Genomic DNA, 16,799 nt, shown 5'->3' on the forward strand with positions numbered 1-16,799 from the left:
TCGCCGAGGAGGCGTACGCCGCTTCGGGTGGTGTGGAGGCGTTCGCCGCTTCGGGTGCCGGGGAGGTGTACGACGCACCGGGCGCCGGGGAGGCGCCTGCTGCACCGCCCGCCGGGGAGGTGTACGACGCACCGGTCGCCGAGGAGGCGTACGCCGCTTCGGGCGGTGTGGAGGCGTTCGCCGCTTCGGGTGCCGGGGAGGTGTACGACGCATCGGGTGCCGGGGAGGCGCCTGCTGCACCGCCCGCCGGGGAGGCGTACGACGCACCAGCCGCCGAGGAGGCGCAGTCCGCATCTGGCGACGGGAAGGCGTACGCCGCACCGCGCAGCGCGGAGGCGCACGTCGCACCGGGTGTTCGGGGGGCCGGCGTTGCCGTCGGGCATGTCGGGTCCCGGCCGCCCACCTACGCGGCCGAGCCCACCGCGTTGCCCGTGGCCGAGCCGGACGGGCTGGACGTCGCGGTGCCGGACACCGTGCTGGACGGGGCCGCCTACGGGGCGTGCACGCTGCGGGCGGTGTCGATCCGGGGGGACTCCGCACGGTACCGGGGCGAGTCGCGGCGCGACGCGCTGCTCACCGCGCGCTTCGGCGCGGGGGACCAGGCGCTGGTGCTGGTCGCGATGGCGACCGGCGCGCGCGCCACCCCGGGCGCGCACCGCGCGGCCGGCGAGGTGTGCCAGTGGATCGCCGAGGCCGTGGGGCGCAGCCACGCACGGCTGGCCGAGGACATCGGCGCGGCCCGGCGCGGCGACCTGAAGTCGGGGCTGCACCGCCTCACCGACCGCAGCCTCGGCAGACTCCGCGCGGGCGCCGCCGAACAGGGCGTCGACCCGGAGCAGTACACGGCCACCCTGCGCTGCCTGCTCCTGCCCGCCGACCCCGACTGCCGCGTCCGGGTCTTCTTCGGCGTCGGCGCCGGCGGCCTGTTCCGGCTGCGCGAGGGCGAGTGGCAGGACATCGAACCCGGCGTCGCCGAGACACCCGGCCACCCCGCGGTCGGCTTCGGCTCGCGACCGTCCGAGACCCCGGACGGCGACCGGCTCACCATGGACCTGGGCATCACCACCCCGCCGAACCCCTACGACCCGGCCCCGGAACCGCCCCGCGAACCCTTCCGCTTCCGCGCGTCCGTGGCCCAACCGGGTGACACGCTCCTCATGTGCACCGCCGGTCTGGCCGACCCGCTGCGCGGCGAGCCCGAGCTGTGCGCCCACCTCGCGCGACGGTGGTCCGACCCCGCCCCGCCGGGCCTCGCCGCGTTCCTGGCGGACGCCCAGGTGCGGGTCAAGGGCTACGCGGACGACCGTACGGCCGCTGCCGTGTGGGAGGCGTGAGCGCCTGGGCTGTGCCTTCATGGAGGCGGAGGATCCGCGGCAGACCGAAGAGGTGTCCGAGCGCCATGGCCAAGCAGAGCGTCGCAGAGCAGTTCGTCGACATCCTCGTCCGCGCCGGAGTCAAACGCCTGTACGGCGTGGTCGGTGACAGCCTCAATCCGGTCGTCGACGCGGTCCGCCGCAACGCCGCCATCGACTGGATCCACGTCCGCCACGAGGAGACCGCAGCCTTCGCGGCCGGCGCCGAGGCCCAGATCACGGGCCGTCTGACGGCCTGCGCGGGCTCCTGCGGTCCCGGCAACCTGCACCTCGTCAACGGCCTGTACGACGCCCACCGCTCCATGGCCCCGGTCCTCGCCCTCGCCTCGCACATCCCCTCCGGCGAGATCGGCCTCGGGTACTTCCAGGAGACCCACCCCGACCGGCTGTTCGCCGAGTGCAGCCACTACAGCGAGCTGATCTCCAACCCGAAGCAGATGCCCCGGCTGCTCCAGACGGCCATCCAGAACGCGGTGGGCCGAAGCGGCGTCAGCGTGGTGTCGCTGCCCGGCGACATCGCCGCCGAGCCCGCGCCCGAGAGGGCCGCCGAGACCGCCATCGTCACCTCCCGGCCCACCGTCCGGCCCGGCGACGCCGAGATCGACCGGCTCGTCGAGATGATCGACGAGGCCGACAGGATCACCCTGTTCTGCGGCAGCGGCACGGCCGGCGCGCACGCCGAGGTGATGGAGTTCGCCGAGCGGATCAAGTCCCCGATCGGGCACGCGCTGCGCGGCAAGGAGTTCATCCAGTACGACAACCAGTACGACGTCGGCATGAGCGGGCTGCTCGGCTACGGCGCCGCCTACGAGGCCACCCACGAGTGCGACCTGCTGATCCTGCTCGGCACCGACTTCCCGTACAACGCCTTCCTGCCCACCGATGTGAAGATCGCCCAGATCGACGTCCGGCCCGAGAACCTCGGCCGCCGCTCCCGGCTCGACCTCGCGGTGTGGGGCGATGTGAAGGAGACCCTGCGCTGTCTCGTGCCGAGGGTGCGGGTCAAGACGGACCGGCGCTTCCTGGACCGGATGCTCAAGAAGCACGCGGACGCCCTGGAGGGGGTCGTCAAGGCGTACACGAGGAAGGTGGACAAGTACGTCCCGATCCACCCCGAGTACGTGGCCGCCGTCCTGGACGAAGTGGCCGACGACGACGCCGTGTTCACCATCGACACGGGCATGTGCAACGTCTGGGGCGCCCGCTACATCTCGCCCAACGGGCGCCGCCGCATCATCGGTTCCTTCTCGCACGGCTCGATGGCCAACGCGCTGCCGATGGCGATCGGCGCGCAGTTCACCGACCGTGGCCGCCAGGTGGTGTCCATGTCCGGGGACGGCGGCTTCGCCATGCTGATGGGCGACTTCCTGACCCTGGTGCAGTACGACCTGCCGGTGAAGGTCGTCCTGTTCGACAACTCCTCGCTGGGCATGGTGGAGCTGGAGATGATGGTCGCGGGCCTGCCCGCCTACGGGACGGCGATGAAGAACCCCGACTTCGCTGCCGTCGCCCGCGCCTGCGGCGCCCACGGCATCCGGGTGGAGAAGCCCAGGCACCTCGCAGGCGCCCTGAAGGAGGCCTTCAGCCACAAGGGCCCCGCCCTCGTGGACGTCGTCACCGACCCCAACGCCCTGTCGATCCCGCCGAAGATCAAGGCCGAGATGGTGACCGGGTTCGCGCTGTCGGCCTCGAAGATGGTGCTGGACGGAGGCGTCGGCCGGATGGTGCAGATGGCGCGCTCCAACCTGCGCAACGTGCCCCGGCCGTAGGCCCGTCGGGACAGGGGAGCGCCGGACAACTGGCGTGGGCCATTCCACATGACTGGCCCGCGCCCGACGGGGCATGGATCTCCGTGAACGTGTTCGAACCGGAGGGGAACCGACATCGGCACGCGGACGGGGGACATGAAAAGGCACGCACGAGGGGGCGGTCCCGCGACGGTCGGGGCCTCCTCGGCTCGGACGACGGAGGAGCACACGGAGAGACCGACGGGCGGAGAGAAGGACGGCGGCCCGGGACGGCCCGCCCCGCCGCAGCTCAGACGCAGGCTGGGGCGGGCCGACCTCAAGGCGGTGCCCGAGGCGCGACGGGCGCTGCGCGCACTGCTGCGCCACTGGGGCAGGCCCGGCACGTCGGAGGTCGCGGAACTGCTCACCAGCGAACTGGTCACCAACGCGCTCGTCCACACCGACGACGACGCGATCCTGACGGCCACCGTGTCACCGCGCGGACTACGCGTGGAGGTACGGGACTTCGTGGCCCGCCGGCCCAGGCCCCGGACACCGGGGACGGGTGACGGCACCGGCGGCCGGGGCCTGGTCCTGGTGCAGTCCCTCGCGGACACCTGGGGCGTGTGCATGCACGGGGTCGGAAAGTCAGTCTGGTTCGAACTGGGCGCGGACGCCGCGTGAACGGGTGGGGGGCGCGGCCCGCCGGCCGCGCCCCCCACCCGTTCACCGGTCCAGTCGACTCGTTCCTAGCCGAACTGCTGCTCCAGGTCCTTGAGCTTGCGCTCCAGGGAGTCGAGGCGCGGCAGGGCCATTGTGTCGTCCTCCGCGGTGAGGTCCAGGGTGGAGTTCTCGGACCCCTTGCGGACGGGCTGGAGGGACGGACGCGCGCGCACGGGAAGCTCCGCCGCCGCTATGGCAGGCTCCGCGGTGACCTGCGTGGAGCCGCGCTCCAGGGCCTGCTGCTCGACCTGCCGGCCGCCCCGGCCGATGAAGCCGCGGTGGCCCCGGCTGAGCGCCTTCAACTGCGCCCGCTCCATGCGCTCCTGATCGCGCCGCAGCCGCCGGCTCTCCGCCTTCTGACGCTCGTCCTCGCGCACCTCGTCGACCGCCTCGTCCAGGCTCCGCACGCCCTCCAGGAGCATCAGCGACCAGGCCTTGTAGGTCTCGCGCGGCGCCCGCACCCAGCGGACGATGCGGATCTGCGGCAGCGGGCGCGGCACCAGACCCTGCTCGCGCAGGGCGGCCCGGCGGGTCTGCTTCAGCGCGCGGTCGAACAGGACCGCGGCGGAGAGGGACATGCCCGCGAAGAAGTGCGGCGCACCCGCGTGGTCGATGCCCCTGGGCGCGTGCACCCAGTTGAACCAGGCCGCGGCGGCGGCGAACAGCCACACGAGTATCCGGGAGCCGAGCGCCGCGTCACCGTGGCTGGCTTCGCGCACCGCGAGCACGGAGCAGAACATCGCCGCGCCGTCCAGGCCGAACGGCACCAGGTACTGCCAGCCGTCGGACAGGCCGAGGTTCTGCTCGCCGAAGCCGACCAGGCCGTGGAAGGAGAGTGCGGCGGCGACCGCCGCACAGCAGAACAGCAGAGCGTATGAGGCCGTGCCGTAGATGGCCTCCTTGCGCCTGCGGCGCTCCTCGCTGCGCTCCCACGAGTCGTCCGTGCTCGCGTTCTCCCCGGAGGAGCGCTTGCCGCGCGCGATCACCGCCACCGCCGCCAGCACGCCCAGGAGCAGCACGGCGCCCGGAAGCAGCCAGTTCAGCGATATGTCGGTCAGTCTCATCTGGGGTCCCTTGCATTGGGATAGGGCGTAACGCCCGCCATAGTGGCCCAATCCCGTCGGCCCTCAGGGGTTTTCGGGGCAAGAGGCCGCCAAGGAAGTGCAAGGGGGATGCCCGGGGCGGCGTTCTGCTCGAACTGCCGCTTGAGGGGCGGGAGTTGAGTTCGAATAAGACTACCCGTACCGGTGGTTCCGCGGAAAGTTCCCGTGGCAGGTGAGGATTTTGTGAATCACCTGTGACCTTGTGGGTGTCCCAGTCGCGAGTGATCTTACGCGATCGCGGGGGTGCGCCGGACCGCCGGGGCGGGTTCGGCCCGGTGTGACGGTGACTCAGCCCATCGCACTGGCGGTCAGCTTGGCGATCCGGTCCGCGTCGCGGGTGCGCGGGCAGGTGACGCAGAGGTCCTCGGGGCGCACGGTGTAGAACATGCAGCAGCTGGCCCGGTCGCGGGTGGGCAGGGACTCGCCGTCCGGCCCCGTCAGTTCCCGGAAGGCGGCGGAGCCGACGTACGGCCGGGTCGCCCCCGGCAGCAGCATCTCCAGTTCGCGCACGGCCCGCTCCTGTTCGCCGAGCAGATGGGCGACGTACCAGAGTCCCTCGACGACCTCGTCGGTCGCCATGCCCCACAGGGCGCGCCCGCGCCGCCGCATACGGGGGCCGAATCCGGCCAGTACCGGCTCCAGGTGCTCGGCGACGGCCGAGCGGAGTTCGGCCCGCAGCGCCTCCTCGTCGTGTACGACGCGCGCGCCGGGCAGTGCGGCCGCCGGGTCGCCCGGCAGGCAGGCGAAGGCGGCGGGGCGTACGGCCATGCGGCCGGCGGCCCGGTCGTAGGAGACGTGGGTCACGGGGAGGCGGGGCACCCGTCGGTGCAGGAACCAGGGCACGGTGAACAGCAGGCAGGCGGGCCAGGCGTAGCGGTGCAGTCCGAAGCTCGCCACGACGTCCGGGCGTGCGTGCGTGCCGTAGTCCCGCAGCACCTGGGCGTCGTCCCAGGCCAGGAACGCGTCCAGGCCGCTCCCGCCCGCCGCGAGGGAGGCGGCCGAGGTCCAGTCGCCGCCGTCCGGGACGCTCTCGCCGGGGCCCGTCTCCGTCACCGCGAGTCCGGGGAAGGCCTTGGTGAGGCGGGCGTAGGCGTCCGCTACGGCCGAAGAGGGCACAGGCATGCCGGACCACCGTTTTCCCGGTCGGTTGTAGGTAAGGCTTACCTTACTTCAGTCGATCGGAATGTGAAGCCTTGGCCTACAGTGCCTAAGGTGCTTGACGGCAGAGCGACAAGCCGCCGTAATGACCCCAAGTACCCCAAGTACCCCAAGTGCCCCAAGCACCGCCAGCCTGGAGGAGAACCGTGAAGCAGGGCGCACAGGACTCCGCCGGTACCCGGACCCCCGGGGCCGGCCGGGGCGCCGTGCCTCGCGTGCCGCGCCAGGCGCAGGTCGCGGACCTGCGGCGGGACCAGGAAGCCGGGGAGCCGCGGCGGGACCAGGAAGCCCCCGCCGCCGCGGACCTCCCCCGGACGGGCGTCCGCGGCGAGCACACGCACGGCGAACCACCCGTCCCGCGCCCCCGGACCCTCGTACGGCGCTCCTCGGTGCGCGGCCAGATCCTGCAGGCCCTGCGCACCGCACTGGTGGCGGGGGAGCTGAAACCCGGCGAGGTCTACTCGGCGCCCGCGCTCGGCGAGCGGTTCGGGGTCTCCGCGACCCCGGTACGCGAGGCGATGCAGCAGCTCACGCTCGAGGGCGCCGTGGAGGTCGTGCCCAACCGCGGCTTCCGGGTGATCGAGCGCGGCGATCGCGAGCTCGCCGAACTGGCCGAGGTGCGGGCCCTGCTGGAGGTGCCGGTGATGCTGCGGCTGGCCCGCCGTGTGCCCGTCGAACGCTGGGACGAACTGCGCCCGCTCGCCGAGGCCACCGTGCGGGCCGCGTCCTCGGGGTGCCGGGCGACCTACGCCGAGGCCGACCGCGCCTTCCACCGCGCGGTGCTGTCCCTCTCCGGGAACGACCAGCTCGTCCAGATCGCCGAGGACCTGTACCGCCGCGCCCAGGGGCCGCTCGTCGGCGGCTCCGCGCGCCCGGCCCGCGCCGACCTCGTCGCCGACGCGGCCGAGCACACGGCCCTCCTGGACGCCCTCGTCGCACGGGACGTCGACGTGGTCCGCGCCCTGGTCGCCGAGCACTTCGCGGGCGCGGACTGAGGGCAGCGCGACCCAGTGCGGCCCGCGCCCTGCGCTCGGACCGAGTGTGGTCCGTGCCCCCGCCCTCGCCGTTCAGGCCGTGGCCGCGCCCGGTGCTGGTGCCGGTGGTGCCGGGGTCAACTGCTGTGCCAGCCATGTCGGTACGCCGCCCAGCAGCCGGAACAGCCGTCGTGCCTCCTCGCGCAGGCGGGACGCCTCCGGTTCGGTCTCCGTGTCGGCCAGGGAGACCAGGGCCGGCGCGGTGCCGACGAGGTAGCCCAGTTCCTCACGGATCCGCAGCGACTCGGCGAACCCGTTCCGGGCCTCGGCCAACTCGCCCTCCCGCATCGCCAATCCGGCCAGATGGCGCCAGGTGAAGGAGAGCAGCAGCGGATCGGCGTGGGCGATCGCGCCCGCGTGCGCGCGCCGGTACGCGGCGTGCGCGGCCTGCGGGGAGCGGGTGAGGTTCTCGGCGATCAGACCGCGCCGGAAGTCCAGCAGGGCCCGCCCCGGCACCCCGGGCGGGATCAGCGCCGCGGCCCGGCCGAGCGCCGACCGCGCCTCGTCCGCCCGGTCCCGTACGCCGTGCAGCGTGGCCGCGTAGGCAAGGTACCCGCGTTCACAAGCGGCGGCCCCCCGCTCCTCGTCGGTGTGGGCCAGCGCCTCGGCGGTGCGCAGCGCGTCCTCGGCCTCCTCCCAGCCCGCCTCGGTGTAGAGGCAGCGTTCGACCAGCAGCGCGGTTCTCTGCAGCGCCGCGGCCGCGGTGGCCGACTGGAGCAGCGCCGCCGCGTCGGCCCAGCACGCGCGTGAGCGCAGCCGCCATACCGCGGTCTGGAGTGGATCGTCACCAGGGGTCGTTCCGTTACCAGACATGGCGGTATGCGCCACGTTGCCCTCCCCGAGCACGCCATCGAGCCTTGAGTGGTGGCGGCATCTCAGCACGAAATCCGTGGCCCGGCCAAGAGGATGGGTGAAAAATTTCACAAAGTCGTGGGACGGAGGAGGCCGCAGGTGGCGTGCCGTGCTCGTCCGCCGCGGCCTCAACTCATGCGCAGCGCCAGGAAGAAGTCCAGCTTGTCCTCGAGGCGGGACAGGTCACGACCCGTCAACTGCTCGATGCGCCCGACCCGGTAGCGCAGCGTGTTGACGTGCAGGTGGAGCCGGGTGGCGCAGCGGGTCCAGGAGCCGTCGCAGTCGAGGAAGGCCTCCAGGGTGGGGATCAGCTCGGCGCGGTGCCGGCGGTCGTAGTCCCGCAGCGGGTCCAGCAGCCGCGCGGTGAAGGCGCGGCGCACGTCGTCCGGGACGAAGGGCAGCAGCAGGACGTGGGAGGCCAGCTCCTGGTGCCCGGCCGCGCAGACGCGTCCCGTGCGCGCCGCCGCGACCCGCCGGGCGTGCCGGGCCTCCTCCAGCGCCCCGTGCAGTCCCTCGGCCGAGTGCACGGCCGCACTGACGCCCAGGGTGAGCCGTCCGTCGTCGTCGAGGCCGGCCGACAGCGGGTCGCGCACAGCCTCCAGCAGCGCGTCGGCGACGATCCCGGTCTCGGAGCCGTCGTGCTCGGCCGAGACGGCCGGGAGCGGGACCAGCGCGACCGCCTCGTCGCCCGTGTGGGCGACGGCTATCCGGTCGGAGGGCTCGGGACCGGTGGTGTGGGGGTCGACAAGGATCTCCTCCAGCAGCGACTGGGCGATCAGCCCGCCCTCGCTCCCCCCGTCGTCCCACTCGACACGGGCCACGACCACCTGCCAGTGCGGGGCCGCCCCGAGGCCGGGCAGCAGCACCGGCGCGGCGACCCTCAGCCGCGCGGCGATCTCCGCGGGCGCCGCGCCGCTCTGCACCAACTCCAGCACCTCCTGGGCCAGCCGCCTGCGCACCGTGCGGGCCGCGTCCCGGCGGTCCCGCTCGACCGCGATCAGCTGGGTGACGCCCTGGAGCAGATCCAGCCGCTCCTCGGGCCACTCGCCCGCGTCCGCCTCCACGGCCAGCAGCCAGTCCGACAGCACCGTCTCGCGCGCGTCCCGCGCGGCCTGCGGGGAACGGCCGCCGCCGCGGATGGGGAACAGGGAGTACGTCGTCGGGCCCAGCGCCACCCGGTGCGGGCCGCGCCGGCCGGTGCGGGCGGCCGCCAGGTGCTCGGCGGCGAGCCGGGCGCACACGTCGGCGGGCAGCGCGGGGCCCGCCATCTTGGGCCCGGCGATCAGCCGGCCGGTGGGGGAGAGCAGCCAGGCCCGCAGGTCCAGGTCGGAGCCCAGCAGGTCCAGCACCACGTCCGGGCCGCCGCCCGCCGGGCCGGCCGTCATCATCCTGCGGTGCCGCTCCACCACGGCCGCCAGGTCACCGGCGCGCTCGCCGGACACCTGCCGCACGACGTGCTCGGTGATCGTCGCGAACGCCACCGACTCCTCCACCGCGAACAGCGGGAGCCGGTGCCGGGCGCAGGCCACCACCAGGTCGTCGGGCACGGGGCCGAGTTCGGCCGTACCGGCCGCCAGCGCGGCCACTCCGGCCCGCACCAGGATCCGTACGAACGGCTCGGAGTCGGCGGGGTCCCGGCGCCAGGCGAGCCCGGACAGCACCAGCTCACCGCCGGAGAGGTAGCGGCTGGGATCGCGCAGGTCCGTGGTCATGACACCCTGGACGGTGCGGTCCAGCTCCTCCTCCCCGCCGAGCAGCTTCAGGCCCAGCGCATCGGTGTCCAGCAGTGCGCGCAGCCGCATTCTCGTCGCCGCCGTTCTGTGTCTCGAAAACTACGATGGATCAAGTGGCGAGGGCCCGGCCGCGCGGCCGGGCAGCAGCTTCGCCAAGAGGTGAGTCCGCGTCCCCTCGGCCGCCTCTGTTTCCAGGGGAACCGAAGAGGTTTCTGAAGACCTCGGTTCATACGAATCTACAAGATGCCCGCGCCGACCAGCCAAACCCTTCATGTTTTCGGTGACTGACCGAGCCGGAGCGGGCAACGGTGTACTGACCCCACTCCGCGTAAAAGGGACAGGAACGAGCCGGGCCCGCCGCACACGGATTGGCTCAATCTGTACGACTCACGAGACGAAGAAGAGAGCCGGTCATGGACTTCCTTCGCCCCGCCAGCTGGGAGGAGGCGCTCGCCGCCAAGGCCGAGCACCCCGCCGCTGTGCCGATTGCGGGTGGCACCGACGTGATGGTCGAGATCAACTTCGACCACCGCCGGCCCGAGTATCTGCTCGACCTGAACCGCGTCCCTGACCTCTACGAGTGGGAGGTCGGCGAGGACGCCGTGCGGCTCGGCGCCTCCGTTCCGTACTCGAAGATCATGGAGAACCTGAGGACCGAGCTGCCGGGCCTGGCCCTCGCCTCGCACACGGTGGCCTCCCCGCAGATCCGCAACCGCGGCGGCGTCGGTGGGAACCTCGGCACCGCCTCCCCGGCCGGCGACGCCCACCCCGCCCTGCTGGCGGCCGGCGCGGAGGTCGAGGTGGAGTCGGTGCGCGGCTCCCGCCGCATCCCGATCGACGCCTTCTACACCGGCGTCAAGCGCAACGCCCTGGAGCCCGACGAGCTGATCCGCGCCGTCCACGTCGCGAAGGCCGACGGACCGCAGCAGTTCTCCAAGGTCGGCACCCGCAACGCCATGGTCATCGCCGTGTGCGCCTTCGGCCTCGCCCTGCACCCGGAGACCCGTACGGTGCGCACCGGCATCGGCTCGGCCGCGCCCACGCCCATCCGGGCCAGGGCCGCCGAGGAGTTCCTGAACGCGGCACTCGACGAGGGCGGCTTCTGGGACAGCGGGGAGATCATCACCCCCTCCGTCGCCCGGCAGTTCGCGCAGCTGTGCTCCGCCGCCTGCAACCCGATCGACGACGTCCGGGGCACCGCGAGCTACCGCCGCCACGCGGTGGGCGTCATGGCCCGCCGGACGCTCACCTGGACCTGGGAGTCGTACCGCGGCGCCCGCCGAACGAACGAGGGAGCCGCGTGATGCGCGTCAACTTCACCGTCAACGGACGCCCCCAGCAGGCCGACGACGTCTGGGAGGGCGAGTCCCTGCTGTACGTGCTGCGCGAGCGACTGGGGCTGCCCGGCTCCAAGAACGCCTGCGAGCAGGGCGAGTGCGGCTCCTGCACGGTGCGCCTGGACGGCGTGCCGGTGTGCTCCTGCCTGGTCGCCGCCGGGCAGGTCGAGGGCCGCGAGGTCGTGACCGTCGAGGGCCTGGCCGACTTCGCCGAGCAGCGGTCCGGCGGCGGTGAGGCCCGCGGTACGACGCTGGAGGACGCCCAGCGGTGGCAGGCGCGCGGCGCGCAGACCGGCGTGGGCGGTGAACTCTCGCCGATCCAGCAGGCGTTCATCGACGCGGGCGCCGTCCAGTGCGGATTCTGCACCCCGGGCCTGCTGGTCGCCGCCGACGAGATGCTGGAACGCAACCCCAACCCGAGCGACGCGGACATCCGCGAGGCCCTGTCGGGCAATCTGTGCCGCTGCACGGGCTACGAGAAGATCATGGACGCGGTCCGCCTGGCGGCCGCCCGGCAGTCCGAGGGGGTCTGAGCATGGCGGCCAACGGCGCTCCCACCAAAATCACCCAGGGCTCGCAGACCAGGGGCGGCATCGGCGAGTCCACGCTCCGCCCCGACGGCATCCTCAAGGTCACCGGCGAGTTCGCGTACTCCTCCGACATGTGGCACGAGGACATGCTCTGGGGCCAGATCCTGCGCTCCACGGTCGCGCACGCCGAGATCGTCTCGATCGACACCGCCGAGGCCCTCGCCATGCCGGGCGTGTACGCCGTGATGACGTACGACGACCTGCCCACCGAGGTGAAGAACTACGGCCTGGAGATCCAGGACACCCCGGTCCTGGCCCACGGCAAGGTCCGCCACCACGGCGAGCCCGTCGCCGTCGTCGCCGCCGACCACCCGGAGACCGCCCGCCGCGCCGCCGCCAAGATCAAGGTGGAGTACCGGGACCTGCCGGTGATCACCGACGAGGCCTCCGCGACCGCGCCGGACGCGATCCTCGTCCACGAGAGCCGTAACGACCCCCACGCCTCCCACGTCCCGCACCCCAACATCGTCCACCGCCAGCCGATCGTCCGCGGCGACGCCGAACAGGCCGCGAGGAGAGCCGACTTCGTCGTCAAGGGGGAGTACCACTTCGGCATGCAGGACCAGGCCTTCCTCGGCCCCGAGTCCGGGCTCGCCGTGCCCGAGGAGGACGGCGGCGTCCACCTCTACATCGCCACCCAGTGGCTGCACAGCGACCTGCGCCAGATCGCGCCGGTGCTCGGCCTGCCGCCGGAGAAGGTCCGCATGACGCTGGCCGGCGTCGGCGGCGCCTTCGGCGGGCGCGAGGACCTGTCGATGCAGATCCACGCGTGCCTGCTGGCGCTGCGCACCGGCAAGCCCGTCAAGATCGTCTACAACCGGTTCGAGTCCTTCTTCGGACACGTCCACCGCCACCCGGCCAAGCTGTACTACGAGCACGGGGCCACCAAGGACGGCAAGCTCACCCACGTCAAGTGCCGGATCGTGCTGGACGGCGGCGCGTACGCCTCCGCCTCCCCGGCGGTCGTCGGCAACGCCGCCTCGCTCGGCATCGGCCCCTACGAGGTCGACGACGTCGACATCGAGGCCATCGCCCTCTACACCAACAACCCGCCCTGCGGCGCCATGCGCGGCTTCGGCGCGGTCCAGGCGTGCTTCGCCTACGAGGCGCAGATGGACAAGCTCGCCGACGCCGTCGGCATGGACCGGGTGGAGTTCCGGCAGTTGAACGCCATGTCCCAGGGCACGATCATGCCGACCGGACAGCCGGTCGACTCCCCGGCCCCGGTCGCCGAACTCCTGCGCCGCGTCAAGGCGATGCCGATGCCGCCGGAGCGCCAGTGGGAGAGCTCCGAGGGCGCCGACGTCCGGCAGCTGCCCGGCGGCCTGTCCAACACCACGCACGGCGAAGGCGTCGTACGCGGGGTGGGCTACGCGGTCGGCATCAAGAACGTCGGCTTCTCCGAGGGCTTCGACGACTACTCCACCGCCAGGGTCCGCATGGAGGTCGTCGGCGGCGAGCCGGTCGCCACCGTGCACACCGCGATGGCGGAGGTCGGCCAGGGCGGCGTCACCGTCCACGCGCAGATCGCCCGCACCGAGCTGGGCGTCAGCCAGGTGACCATCCACCCCGCCGACACCCGGGTGGGCAGCGCCGGTTCGACGTCCGCCTCCCGGCAGACGTACGTCACCGGCGGCGCGGTCAAGAACGCCTGCGAGATCGTACGCGAGAGGGTCCTGGAGATCGGGCGCCGCAAGTTCGGCTCCTTCCACCCGGCCTGGGCCACCGCCGAACTCCTCCTGGAGGGCGGCAAGGTCGTCACCGACGGTGGCGAGGCCCTCGCCGACCTGGTGGACGTCCTCGAGGACGAGGCCGTCGAGGTGGAGGAGGAGTGGCGGCACCGGCCGACCGAACCCTTCGACCTGCGCACCGGTCAGGGCAACGGCCATGTGCAGTACTCCTTCGCCGCGCACCGTGCGGTCGTCGAGGTGGACACCGAACTCGGCCTGGTGAAGGTGATCGAGCTGGCCTGCGCCCAGGACGTCGGCAAGGCGCTCAACCCGCTGTCCGTCGTCGGCCAGATCCAGGGCGGCACCACGCAGGGCCTGGGCGTGGCGGTCATGGAGGAGATCGTCGTCGACCCGAAGACGGCGAAGGTGCGCAACCCGTCCTTCACGGACTACCTCATCCCCACCATCCTCGACACGCCGACCATCCCCGTCGACGTGCTCGAACTCGCCGACGACCACGCGCCGTACGGGCTGCGCGGCGTCGGCGAGGCCCCCACCCTGTCGTCCACACCCGCCGTCCTGGCGGCGATCCGCAACGCGACGGGGCTGGAGCTGAACCGCACGCCGGTCCGGCCGGAACACCTCACCGGCATGTGAGCCCGCGGCGTACGAACCGATGAACCCCCGGGGGGAGTCCGCCCCCGGGGACCCCGACTGTTCGTCTCGGGCCGTCCCCCGGGTCGTCCATTCCCAGATCCCGCATGCCGTCGACGGCTTCGGGTGTCCCTGTGAACCTTGGGAGATGGCCCCATGACCCAGCAGTCAGTGGAGCCGAGGACCACCGCCGAGGACGCGGGCGCGGGCAGCCGCGTCCCCGCGGGCCGGTCCTGGCTCGACCGCTACTTCCACATATCCCGGCGGGGATCCACGGTCGCGCGTGAAGTGCGCGGCGGCGTCACCACCTTCATGGCGATGGCGTACATCCTGCTCCTCAACCCGCTGATCCTGTCCGGCAAGGACGCCGCCGGCGACACCCTCGGCCAGAAGGCCCTGATCACCGCGACCGCGTTCGCCGCGGCCCTCACCACCCTGCTGATGGGCCTCGTCGGCAGGGTGCCGCTCGCCCTCGCCGCCGGTCTGTCCGTCTCCGGCGTCCTGTCCTCGCAGGTCGCGCCGCAGATGACCTGGCCGCAGGCGATGGGCATGTGCGTGGTCTACGGCGTGGTCATCATGCTGCTGGTGGTCACCGGCCTACGCGAGATGATCATGAACGCCATCCCGCAGGCGCTCAAGCACGGGATCACCATCGGCATCGGCCTGTTCATCGCGCTCATCGGCTTCTACAAGTCCGGCTTCGTGCACCAGGGAAAGACCACCCCGGTCACCCTCGGCCCGGCCGGCGAACTCGCCGGCTGGCCGGTGCTGCTCTTCGCCTGCACCCTGCTGCTGATCTTCATGCTCCAGGCCCGCGACGTCCCCGGCGCCATCCTCATCGGCATCGTCGGCGGCACCGTGGCGGCGGCCGTCCTGAACGGGGCGGGCGTCATCAAGGCCGACGCCTGGGCGGGCGGCGCGCCCGTACTGCACGGCAGCGCGGTGTCGATGCCCGACTTCTCGCTCTTCGGGCACGTCGAGTTCGGCGGCTGGGGCCAGGTCGGCGCGATGACGGTCGGCATGATCGTCTTCACTCTGGTCCTGGCCGGCTTCTTCGACGCGATGGCCACCATCATCGGCGTCGGCACCGAGGCGAAGCTGGCCGACGCCGAGGGCCGGATGCCCGGCCTGTCCAAGGCGCTGTTCGTCGACGGCGCGGGCGGCGCGATCGGCGGCGTCGCCGGCGGATCCGGGCAGACCGTGTTCATCGAGTCGGCGACCGGTGTCGGCGAGGGTGCCCGCACGGGCCTCGCCTCGGTCGTCACGGGCCTGTTCTTCGCGGCCTGCCTGTTCTTCACCCCGCTCACCGCGATCGTCCCGCAGGAGGTCGCGGCCGCCGCGCTGGTGGTCATCGGGGCCATGATGCTGATGAACGCCCGGCATGTGGACTGGGCCGACCGGTCCACCGCGATCCCGGTCTTCCTCACCGTGGTCCTGATGCCGTTCACGTACACCATCACCACCGGTGTCGCGGCCGGCGTCATCTCGTACACCGCCATCAAGGCCGCCCAGGGCCGGGCCCGGGAGATCGGCGCCTTCATGTGGGGCCTGACGGCGGTTTTCCTCGTGTACTTCGCACTCAACCCCATCGAGAGCCGGCTGGGCGTGCGCTAGGCCCTGTCGTCGAATTCCCGCTCGTCACCGACGCGCCCTCCCCACGACCGCCGCAAGGAGACCGACAGATGCTGGACATCGCCGAGGAACTGGACCGGTGGGTCGCGCAGGGACGCGACTTCGCCGTGGCCACCGTGGTGGCAGTCGGCGGCAGCGCGCCGCGCCGGCCGGGTGCCGCTCTCGGGGTCGACGCCGACGGCACGGCCGTCGGCTCCGTCTCCGGCGGCTGTGTGGAGGGCGCCGTCTACGAGCTGTGCCGGCAGGCGCTGGAGGACGGCGAAACCGTGCTGGAGCGCTTCGGCTACAGCGACGAGGACGCCTTCGCCGCCGGCCTGACCTGCGGCGGCGTCATCGACATCCTCGTCACACCGGTACGGGCCGCCGATCCGGCCCGTACCGTGGCCGCCTCCGCGCTGGCCGCCGCCGCGCGCAGGGAGGCGGCGGCCCTCGCGCGGATCGTGTCCGGTCCGGCCCAACTGCTGGGCAGGGCACTGCTGGTCCGCCCGGACGGCTCCTGGGAGGGCGGCCTCGGCGGCCACCCGGAACTGGACCGCGCGGTCGTCGGCGAGGCGTCCGCCTTCCTGGACGCCGGACGCACCGGCACCCTGGAGATCGGCGAGCGGGGCTCGCGCTGCGGCGCCCCGCTCACGGTCCTCGTCGAGTCCGCGGTGCCGCCACCCCGGATGATCGTCTTCGGGGCGATCGACTTCGCCTCGGCGCTGGTGCGCATCGGCAAGTTCCTCGGCTTCCACGTCACCGTGTGCGACGCCCGGCCCGTCTTCGCCACCCGGGCCCGCTTCCCGGAGGCCGACGAGATCGTCGTCGAGTGGCCGCACGAGTACCTGGCCCGCACCGGGGTCGACGCCCGCACGGTGCTGTGCGTCCTGACCCACGACGCCAAGTTCGACATTCCCCTGCTCAAGCTGGCGCTGCGCCTTCCGGTGGCCTACGTCGGCGCCATGGGCTCCCGCCGCACCCATCTCGACCGCAACCGCCGCCTGCGCGAAGTCGGCGTGACGGAACTGGAGTTGGCACGGCTGCGGTCCCCGATCGGCCTCGACCTCGGCGCCCGTACGCCCGAGGAGACGGCCCTGTCGATCGCTTCCGAGATCGTCGCCGACCGGCGCGGCGGCAGCGGTGTGTCCCTCACCGGTGCGCACACCCCGATCCACCACGACGGCATGCCCGCGGCCACCGAGCGGATCGGCTCGGTGGCCTGACGGGACGCCAG

Annotated in this window: 13 protein-coding genes; 9 read left to right on the forward strand and 4 right to left on the reverse strand. The window is 72.7% G+C overall.

Features of this window, described 5'->3' with window-relative positions; genetic code table 11:
• The 3 genes from ACFY3J_RS18145 to ACFY3J_RS18155 form a co-directional block, all read left to right on the forward strand.
• On the forward strand, positions 1–1,334 hold a 1,334-nt coding region (locus ACFY3J_RS18145), incomplete at its 5' end, for a protein phosphatase 2C domain-containing protein (protein ID WP_390841236.1).
• Positions 1,335–1,399: 65 nt separating this feature from the next.
• Positions 1,400–3,142 (forward strand): pyruvate dehydrogenase, encoded by a 1,743-nt coding sequence (locus ACFY3J_RS18150; RefSeq protein ID WP_390841238.1) that lies wholly within the window; start codon positions 1,400–1,402, stop codon positions 3,140–3,142.
• A 135-nt stretch (positions 3,143–3,277) separates the two neighbouring features.
• Positions 3,278–3,784, forward strand: a complete 507-nt coding sequence (locus ACFY3J_RS18155; RefSeq protein WP_384185129.1) for an ATP-binding protein — start codon at positions 3,278–3,280, stop codon at positions 3,782–3,784.
• A 65-nt stretch (positions 3,785–3,849) separates the two neighbouring features.
• On the opposite strand, the gene ACFY3J_RS18160 is transcribed toward ACFY3J_RS18155, so the two are convergent.
• Together ACFY3J_RS18160 and ACFY3J_RS18165 are read right to left on the reverse strand one after the other, a co-directional pair.
• Positions 3,850–4,887 (reverse strand): DUF2637 domain-containing protein, encoded by a 1,038-nt coding sequence (locus ACFY3J_RS18160; protein WP_384185133.1) that lies wholly within the window; start codon positions 4,885–4,887, stop codon positions 3,850–3,852.
• Between the two features lie 327 nt (positions 4,888–5,214).
• Positions 5,215–6,048: a (2Fe-2S)-binding protein gene (locus ACFY3J_RS18165; RefSeq protein ID WP_390841239.1), complete on the reverse strand. Its 834-nt coding sequence runs from the start codon at positions 6,046–6,048 to the stop codon at positions 5,215–5,217.
• 182 nt (positions 6,049–6,230) lie between these two features.
• Between ACFY3J_RS18165 and ACFY3J_RS18170 the strand changes: the two genes are divergently transcribed.
• Complete coding sequence (locus tag ACFY3J_RS18170; RefSeq protein ID WP_390841240.1) at positions 6,231–7,079, forward strand: GntR family transcriptional regulator; 849 nt, start codon at positions 6,231–6,233, stop codon at positions 7,077–7,079.
• A gap of 72 nt (positions 7,080–7,151) precedes the next feature.
• Here ACFY3J_RS18170 and ACFY3J_RS18175 read toward each other — a convergent pair whose 3' ends face one another.
• Together ACFY3J_RS18175 and ACFY3J_RS18180 are read right to left on the reverse strand one after the other, a co-directional pair.
• Entirely contained in the window at positions 7,152–7,931 is a 780-nt protein-coding gene (locus tag ACFY3J_RS18175) for a hypothetical protein (RefSeq protein ID WP_384185141.1), read from the reverse strand.
• Between the two features lie 167 nt (positions 7,932–8,098).
• Positions 8,099–9,772 (reverse strand): PucR family transcriptional regulator, encoded by a 1,674-nt coding sequence (locus tag ACFY3J_RS18180; RefSeq protein WP_390841241.1) that lies wholly within the window; start codon positions 9,770–9,772, stop codon positions 8,099–8,101.
• A gap of 344 nt (positions 9,773–10,116) precedes the next feature.
• On the opposite strand from ACFY3J_RS18180, the gene ACFY3J_RS18185 reads away from it, so the two are divergent.
• The 5 genes from ACFY3J_RS18185 (at position 10,117) to ACFY3J_RS18205 (ending at position 16,788) form a co-directional block, all read left to right on the forward strand.
• The gene (locus ACFY3J_RS18185) at positions 10,117–11,007 is read left to right on the forward strand and encodes an FAD binding domain-containing protein (RefSeq protein ID WP_384185146.1); all 891 of its coding nucleotides are present in this window, start codon (positions 10,117–10,119) and stop codon (positions 11,005–11,007) included.
• On the forward strand, positions 11,007–11,573 hold the full coding sequence (locus tag ACFY3J_RS18190; RefSeq protein WP_384185149.1) for a (2Fe-2S)-binding protein: 567 nt from the start codon (positions 11,007–11,009) through the stop codon (positions 11,571–11,573). The genes ACFY3J_RS18185 and ACFY3J_RS18190 overlap by 1 nt, the downstream gene beginning before the upstream one ends.
• A 2-nt stretch (positions 11,574–11,575) precedes the next feature.
• Positions 11,576–13,957: a xanthine dehydrogenase family protein molybdopterin-binding subunit gene (locus ACFY3J_RS18195; protein WP_384185151.1), complete on the forward strand. Its 2,382-nt coding sequence runs from the start codon at positions 11,576–11,578 to the stop codon at positions 13,955–13,957.
• 153 nt (positions 13,958–14,110) lie between these two features.
• Positions 14,111–15,568, forward strand: coding sequence for an NCS2 family permease (locus ACFY3J_RS18200; protein WP_384185154.1), 1,458 nt, complete (start codon positions 14,111–14,113; stop codon positions 15,566–15,568).
• 68 nt (positions 15,569–15,636) lie between these two features.
• Complete coding sequence (locus tag ACFY3J_RS18205; RefSeq protein WP_384185156.1) at positions 15,637–16,788, forward strand: XdhC family protein; 1,152 nt, start codon at positions 15,637–15,639, stop codon at positions 16,786–16,788.
• The last annotated feature ends 11 nt before the right edge of the window (positions 16,789–16,799 follow it).

The sequence above is a fragment of the Streptomyces sp. NPDC001231 genome, assembly GCF_042896885.1.
Taxonomy (GTDB): Bacteria; Actinomycetota; Actinomycetes; order Streptomycetales; family Streptomycetaceae; genus Streptomyces.